5 protein-coding genes and 2 rRNA genes are annotated in these 7,658 nt (G+C 47.8%); all 7 read right to left on the reverse strand.

What is annotated here, in order from left to right; genetic code table 11:
• Window positions 1–169 precede the first annotated feature (169 nt).
• Window positions 170–2,614 carry an ATP-dependent protease ATP-binding subunit ClpC gene (gene clpC / locus GRF59_RS28305; RefSeq protein ID WP_160501058.1) on the reverse strand — a complete coding sequence of 815 codons (2,445 nt, stop codon included), beginning with the start codon at window positions 2,612–2,614 and terminating at the stop codon, window positions 170–172.
• Between the two features lie 99 nt (window positions 2,615–2,713).
• A complete protein-coding gene (mcsB, locus tag GRF59_RS28310; protein ID WP_160501059.1) occupies window positions 2,714–3,775 on the reverse strand; it encodes a protein-arginine kinase McsB in 1,062 nt (353 codons plus the stop codon).
• A 29-nt stretch (window positions 3,776–3,804) separates the two neighbouring features.
• Window positions 3,805–4,329, reverse strand: coding sequence for a protein-arginine kinase activator protein McsA (gene mcsA, locus GRF59_RS28315; RefSeq protein ID WP_160501060.1), 525 nt, complete (start codon window positions 4,327–4,329; stop codon window positions 3,805–3,807).
• Between the two features lie 27 nt (window positions 4,330–4,356).
• Complete coding sequence (locus GRF59_RS28320) at window positions 4,357–4,818, reverse strand: CtsR family transcriptional regulator (RefSeq protein WP_160501061.1); 462 nt, start codon at window positions 4,816–4,818, stop codon at window positions 4,357–4,359.
• Window positions 4,819–5,217: 399 nt separating this feature from the next.
• The gene (locus tag GRF59_RS28325) at window positions 5,218–6,390 is read right to left on the reverse strand and encodes a GNAT family N-acetyltransferase (protein ID WP_160501062.1); all 1,173 of its coding nucleotides are present in this window, start codon (window positions 6,388–6,390) and stop codon (window positions 5,218–5,220) included.
• Between the two features lie 410 nt (window positions 6,391–6,800).
• Window positions 6,801–6,917: ribosomal RNA gene (gene rrf / locus GRF59_RS28330) — 5S ribosomal RNA — on the reverse strand.
• A gap of 631 nt (window positions 6,918–7,548) precedes the next feature.
• Window positions 7,549–7,658: ribosomal RNA gene (gene rrf / locus GRF59_RS28335) — 5S ribosomal RNA — on the reverse strand; the annotation flags it as partial.

Here is a 7,658-nt window from a genome sequence, read left to right on the forward strand (position 1 = left end):
TTTGTCGTTCACTCAGAAAATTGGCATTATTTTAATTTTACCATTTATTAAGATTTATCGTAAAGTATTTGCAAAAAGTTTACACACGAACAAAGGGATTGACCCGCATGCTTATGTGAAAGCAGCGAGGCAATCCCTTTATAACATTTTTTATTCTAAACAATTTATATTAGGAGCTTGCAGAAACGTTGTCGTTTTTCTTCACCGTCAGTTCGCCGTTCTCCTCATCGATCACAAGCGAATCGCCCTTAACGATATTGCCCGTCAGAAGCTCTTCGGACAAGCGGTCCTCGATATGCTTCTGAATCGCACGACGCAGCGGGCGGGCGCCAAATGCAGGATCATATCCTTCCTTGGCCAAGAATGCCTTACCCTTGTCAGTCAGCGTAAAGTCTACATCGTATTCGCGCAGGCGTTTACGCAGCTCCTCGGACATCAGCGTGACGATCTCGGCAATATGCTTCTCTTCCAGCGAGTGGAAGACGATGATTTCGTCGATCCGGTTCAGGAACTCTGGACGGAAGCTTTTCTTCAGCTCGCCCATGACCTTATCCTTCATATTGTTGTAATCGGCGCCAGCATCAGCCACCGCAGTAAATCCAAGCGTGGAATTCCGCTTGATGGCCTCCGCCCCCACGTTCGAAGTGAGGATGATCAGCGTGTTGCGGAAATCGACCACACGGCCCTTGGAGTCGGTTAAGCGTCCGTCTTCAAGCACTTGAAGCAGGATGTTGAATACTTCCGGATGCGCTTTTTCAATCTCATCGAGGAGCACGACGGAATATGGCTTGCGGCGTACTTTCTCGGTCAATTGTCCGCCTTCTTCATATCCGACATATCCCGGAGGGGCACCAACGAGTCTGGAAGTGGAATGCTTCTCCATGTATTCAGACATATCAATACGAATGACTGCATTTTCGTCGCCGAACATCGCTTCAGCGAGTGCACGGGCGAGCTCGGTTTTACCTACGCCGGTAGGTCCCAGGAAAATAAACGATCCAATCGGACGTTTCGGATCCTTCAGACCGGCACGGGAGCGGCGTACAGCGCGGCTGACGGCTTTGACGGCCTCTTCCTGCCCAATGACACGCTCATGCAGGATATTCTCCATATTAAGCAAACGCTCGGTTTCCTCTTCCTTCAGCTTGCGTACCGGAATCCCTGTCCAGCTGGCTACCACTTGCGCGATATCCTCCGGCGTTACTTCGGAATCGGTACGACCCTGTTTTTCTTTCCACTGATTCTTCGTCGTTTCGAGCTCTTCGCGAATCTTCTGTTCGGTATCGCGAAGTGCAGCCGCTTTTTCGAATTCCTGGCTTTGGACTGCCGAATCCTTTTCCTTGCGGATGTCTTCGAGACGGCTTTCCAGCTCTTTCAGGTTTGGCGGGATCGTATACGTATGCAGCCTTACTTTGGAGCCTGCTTCGTCAATCAGGTCGATCGCTTTATCCGGCAGGAACCGGTCAGAAATGTAACGGTCGGACAGCTTCACAGCTTCTACAATCGCTTCATCCGTAATTTTTACACGGTGATGGGCTTCGTAACGATCGCGAAGTCCAAACAGGATTTGGACCGCTTCTTCCGGAGAAGGCTGATCCACCGTAATCGGCTGGAAGCGACGTTCCAATGCAGCATCCTTTTCGATGTACTTGCGGTACTCATCCAGCGTCGTAGCACCAATGCATTGCAGCTCGCCGCGGGCTAGGGAAGGCTTCAGGATGTTGGAGGCATCAATGGCGCCTTCTGCCCCGCCTGCACCGATCAGGGTATGCAGCTCATCTATGAACAGGATGATATTTCCGGCTTGACGGATTTCATCCATGATCTTTTTCAGACGGTCTTCGAATTCACCGCGGTATTTGGTACCCGCTACCACCGAGCCCATATCCAGCGTCATGACACGTTTGTCACGCAGCGTTTCCGGAATCTCATTGTTGATGATTTTCTGGGCAAGACCTTCCGCAATCGCAGTTTTACCTACCCCAGGCTCACCGATCAGTACCGGGTTGTTCTTGGTCCGGCGGCTCAGCACCTGAATCACGCGTTCGATTTCTTTGCTTCGTCCGATGACCGGGTCAAGGTTGCTTTCCTTCGCTGCAGCCGTCAGGTCTCGTGCCAGACTATCCAGCGTAGGCGTGCTTACATTGGCTTGGGATCCGTGATGGCTGGATACAGCTTCGCTGCTTCCCAGCAGCTGCAGCACCTGCTGACGCGCCTTATTCAGGCTGATTCCCAGATTGTTAAGTACTCTTGCTGCTACCCCTTCACCTTCGCGGATCAGGCCAAGCAGAATATGCTCTGTGCCCACATAGGTATGACCCAGTTTGCGAGCTTCGTCCATAGACAATTCAATGACTTTCTTGGCGCGCGGAGTGTAGGCGATATTGGTTGGCTGCTCCTGTCCTCTGCCGATGAGCGTTTCCACTTCATCCTGGATCTTTTCAAGTCCGAGTCCAAGACCGATCAATGCCTTAGCGGCAATGCCATCACCCTCGCGAATCAGTCCGAGCAAAATATGCTCCGTACCGATGTTGTTATGTCCCAATCGAACTGCTTCCTCTTGAGCGAGTGCCAGCACTTTCTGAGCGCGTTCCGTAAATCTTCCGAACATCATTCTCCTGCACCTCCATGAGTTTGAAATCTTGTACTTTCAAAGCGAGACTACTTCATTTCATATCATATACTGATGTATTAATAAATCTAAAGCTTCGACTCAGGCCTTCGCCAGCGTCTCACGGATCAACTTTGCCCGATAAATGTCACGTTCTTCACTGTTCATGTCATGACCGTATTTTTTTTGCAAAAAGCCGGCTTGTGTCATCACATTCAGTTCGTTCATCATCGGAACCGAAGGTCCCTGCACGATGCCGAGATCAATCCCCAGGCGGACATCCGAAAGCCTTTGGCCAGCTTCCTTGGAGTCCATAATTTCCGCATAGGACAAAATGCCGTAAGACCGTTTGATCCGGTCCGTAATGCGAAGACGCGAATCATTGATCAACTGAGTACGGGCATTCTTCTCATGCTCGATAATTTGCAGCACAACGCTGTGCAAATTATCGATGATCTCGTTCTCCGTCTGACCCAATGTGATCTGATTGGAGATTTGAAACAGGTTACCTATTGCTTCGCTGCCTTCACCGTAAATTCCTCTAACGGTTAGACCAACCTGCGATACAGCGGATAAAATTCGGTTAATCTGCTGTGTCATCACCAACGCCGGAAGATGCATCATCACCGAAGCGCGAAGTCCTGTTCCCACATTAGTTGGACAACTCGTAAGGTAACCGCGCTTGTCGTCAAAAGCATAATCCACTTCGGCCTCAAAAAGGTCGTCGATGGACGTTGCCTTCTCCCACGCTTCACGGACCTGGAAACCCGGATACAGACATTGAATGCGAAGATGGTCCTCTTCGTTAATCATTATGCTGACGGATTCATCTTCACTAATCATCACGGCCCCATTCTGGGATTCATTCGCCAGGCTCGGACTGATTAAGTGCTTTTCAACCAGCACCTTTTTGTCGATGGGTTCGATTTCATCCAATTTAATGGTATAAAAAGTTCCTAAAGACATAATCTCCTGATCCTCCGGCACGTTGGCCAGACGATTTAGCACTTCCTCCGACTGCTGGCGTGTCGCCAACAGGGGGAACGGCAAGTGCTGCAGGTTCCGCGCTATGCGCACCCGGCTGCTGATCACGATATCGGAGTCGCTTGCCGTACCCTGCATCCATTCACTCAGCGCTTTTTCGGTAAACCGGAGATTGGGCATCACACAGTCCTCCTCTCTTCACGCGAACTTTACTGTGCTGCGATTTCTTTTTCCAGTGTTCTGATCTGGTCCCTCAACTGGGCAGCTTCTTCAAATTCCTCCTGCTGAATCCGCTGTTGCAGTTCGAGCTTGAGATCGTCAATTTTACGTTTCAATTGGATTCGGCCGCCGCTTCTCTTCGGCACCTTGCCGACATGCACCGTATTCCCGTGCACTCTTTTGAAAAGAGGGTCCAGCCGGTCGCCAAAATATTTATAACAGGAGCTGCATCCGAAACGGCCGACTTTACTGAACTGGGAATACGTCATTCCGCATTCCTCGCACCGCTGATTTTGCGGGGCTTTGACACTGTTAGTCGTTCCTTTTCCGGCGGTTTCAAAATCAAGCAGTCCTGATAACAGGCTGTGAATCGAGAATCCTCCCGCGGTACCCGGAATCATCTCTCCTTTTTCCCTCGCGCAAATTTCACAGATATGAAACTCGTTCTTTTCGCCGTTTACAATCTTAGTGAAATGCAGCGTTGCGGGTCTCTTTCCGCATTCTTGGCATAACATATCGAAGTCCTCCTTTTCTCCGCAGACTCATTTGCCTAGCAAAGAAATCAGCATCGCCTTCAGGATTCTCGCACGTATCTCATCCCTATAGGGAAGTTTGACCATCAAGACTTCTCTGGACATGGCAGCCCGCATCATGCCGGCTTCCCGTTTACTCAAAAACCGGGCCTCTTCGAGCTGGTAAATCAACCCTTCCGCGACTGTCTGGTCAATCGTACTGCCAATTGTCGTGTGCAGATGCGTATGGAGCGCCGAATATTGCGGAAGATCAATGCGTTGAATCCGGATATAACCGCCGCCTCCGCGTTTGCTTTCCACGAGATAGCCCTTCTCCAGCGTAAATCTTGTGCTTATCACATAATTGATCTGGGAAGGTACGCAGGAAAAATGGTCTGCCAGATCATTACGCTGTATTTCAATCAACCCTTCGGGACTCTCATGCAAAATACCCTTCAGATATTGTTCAATAACATCAGAGATATTACGCATCATTCATCCTCCACTTGTATTGCTGTGTTTGATAGCCGGTTATCTCATTTTATCCGTGACTTATAAGGATCCTTCACATAATTAAAAATTAACCAAAGTTCCAAATCACGAACCGTAAAAATGATACAACCATGGGCTGCCGGTATCCCCGCAGCTTCTGCTTTGTTATTGTAACTTTAGACAATTCAGATCATACATAAGCATACCTTTTTCATAAGTATTTTCATGTTTGATCATCAACTGACTTTGACTTTCTTTGACTATATTATAACATATTCTCACGTTTTGCCAAGAGGGCAGCTCATTTTATCATTTTTGACGAGTTTGCCTGATTTCATCCCTTTTCAATGAAAGATGAATAACTCCCCCGCTTTTTCCATGCAGGGGAGTTCAGTAGGTTTAGAAATAATCCAATAAAAATGTTTGACCAAACGGAATCGCGTGCTCCAGTCTCTTTACAGCCTCGGCCTCGCCGTTCAATTTTCCCATCGTGTATAATTCAATCGGCCGTTTGTAGCCAAGCATCATCGTAGTGAGCGTCTGGATATCGGTCTCAAGCTGTACTTTATCATTCGGAGCGCCAGGCGCTACAGAAGCTTTGCCTGCGGGAGAAAGTGTCCATTGCCATATCCCTTCGTTCCAAGGGGCATACGGATCTTTAACTTGCACCGTCCAAGATTGCTGCTTATCGCTGCCCTGAAAATCAAATTCCTGGACAAAGCCTTCCAGGTTCACAATACGCGCCATTCCGTAAGGCACAAGTTCCTGCGTAATTCTTGGATCGGCCAGCGAATACGTCAGCCCGTCATTAGCAGGCATTTGCGCCACAACAGTCTGCGTCACCATAGAATCATGGTTGCTCAGGAATGTCCATAATGCCCGCCTCGATTCCTCATTCAGCCATACAAATTCTTCTACCAACAACTCTTTTTTCTCCGCTTTATATAGTAGGTACCCTTCCGGCTCTCCAGCGGGCGAATAATATACGGCTGTGTGTCCCTCATCGTCCAGGATGGAGTGCTTCCAGCGCTCCTCGCTCCGAACCATCATACCGTTATAACCAGCAGCGTAGGCTTCATACACTTGATTCAAGACACGGATGTCCGTCACATCACGGCGAACAGTCCCTTCTGTCACTTGTTTCGCAGGCAGTTTGTCGGTAGGGATAATGTACTTTTTGTATTCGCCAAACATCTCCCAGCCGAATTTACGGTAGAACGGAAATGAAAACGGATGCAGCATCGAGAGCAGCTTGCCCGAGTCATTCATGACCTTCAGGGAATGTGTCAGCAGTTCCTTGACCAGTCCTTGTCTTCGATATTCAGGCCATGTCGCCACACCACCAATGCCTGCCATCGGCATTTTCTTGCCGTAGACGAAAATGTCTACCGGCAGCAGCACCAGCTTAGCGCCCAATCGACCTTCTTCATCAAATACCCCCCAGGTATTTTCGGATTTAAATCGATTTCTGGCATTTTCCTTCGCCTCTGCGGACATACAGTATTGGAAGGCGTATTCACCTAACTGAATCATGTCATCAAAATCCTCGGGTTTCAGGTTTCTGATCTCCATTCCATTCACCTCACTTATGTATTGAGAAGAGTCTAATTTATGATTTCAAAAGCTTCTTTAGCTCTCTTCTAAGGGATTACATGTCGAGTATGGCAAACGGCTTAGCTAAAGTCAATGAATTACCCACAGGTTGAGTCTGTTCAAAAAATGATATCTATGCTGAATTGCACATTTCACACAGCTACCTGTGTATGATGGGGATGAATTTGTGAATTTGTGGACGATTTATTTGAAAATGATGAAGGAAAGAGACAACGGGTCCTCTCTTCCTGTGCACAAGTGTAGAAATTCAGGTGGGGGATCGTGATTTCTGTGGATGAACATATATTCGCAAAAACGAATCCACAGCTTAGGTTAGGTCAATTACGAACAAAGAAACCACTGTCGATTGGTATCAACAGTGGTTCTTCGCTTGGCGGCGTCCTACTCTCCCAGGACCCTTCGGTCCAAGTACCATCGGCGCTGGAGGGCTTAACGGTCGTGTTCGGGATGGGTACGTGTGGAACCCCTCCGCCATCGCCACCAAACAGGATTTTGCAAGGTTCGTTTCTCGAATGGAAAAGCGAACTTTTATATAATACAACAGCTTGTTTGCTCTGTAAAGAGAAATTATGCTAATGGCGTACATTCGCTTTTTTTTCCGAACCAAACTGTTTTCCTCTAGTTCTTTTTTAATCCTCCCCTTACTCCAGAATCTTAGCACCTCGGAGTGTGTCACCTGAACTTATTTACAGTTAACCTGCTTAACCATGATTTCATTCCAATCGAGATACATATCACAGTGGCGCTTACGTTTGCGAGTCAGATCCGCTATTAATGATAGTTCACCTTTAAATAGCGCCATACAGGGAAAAGACTTCGTAATTTTAACGCGGCCATAGATGTGAATAAGTATTTCTAGCTTCGTCATTTTCATCATTTTGCGTACATATATAAATGGCTAATTGTGAGTATTGGGGATGAAAATGTGAATTTGTGTATACTTTTTTCGATTTAAAATGCAAATTAACAATTTCATGCCCTAGTTCTGTGCACAAAATCTTATGACATTAATCTAGAACTCAAAATATGTGGATTAAAAGGGGAATTCGATTCGATATTCACAGTGGGGATAACAATAAAAAAACCACCGTTGAATTGCATCAACAGTGGTTCTTCGCTTGGCAGCATCCTACTCTCCCAGGACCCTTCGGTCCAAGTACCATCGGCGCTGGAGGGCTTAACGGTCGTGTTCGGGATGGGTACGCGTGGAACCCCTCCGCCATCGC

It is taken from the genome of Paenibacillus dendrobii, assembly GCF_009807035.1.
GTDB lineage: Bacteria > Bacillota > Bacilli > Paenibacillales > Paenibacillaceae > Paenibacillus_AQ > Paenibacillus_AQ dendrobii.

Bases quoted from the DNA above. Each gene is read 5' to 3' on its own strand.
- mcsB (WP_160501059.1), bottom strand. From the start codon at position 3,775: ATGCCCAATCTCCGGTTTACCGAAAAAGCGCTGAGTGAATGGATGCAG.
- clpC (WP_160501058.1), bottom strand. From the start codon at position 2,614: ATGATGTTCGGAAGATTTACGGAACGCGCTCAGAAAGTGCTGGCACTC.
- mcsA (WP_160501060.1), bottom strand. From the start codon at position 4,329: ATGTTATGCCAAGAATGCGGAAAGAGACCCGCAACGCTGCATTTCACT.
- GRF59_RS28325 (WP_160501062.1), bottom strand. From the start codon at position 6,390: ATGGAGATCAGAAACCTGAAACCCGAGGATTTTGATGACATGATTCAG.
- GRF59_RS28320 (WP_160501061.1), bottom strand. From the start codon at position 4,818: ATGCGTAATATCTCTGATGTTATTGAACAATATCTGAAGGGTATTTTG.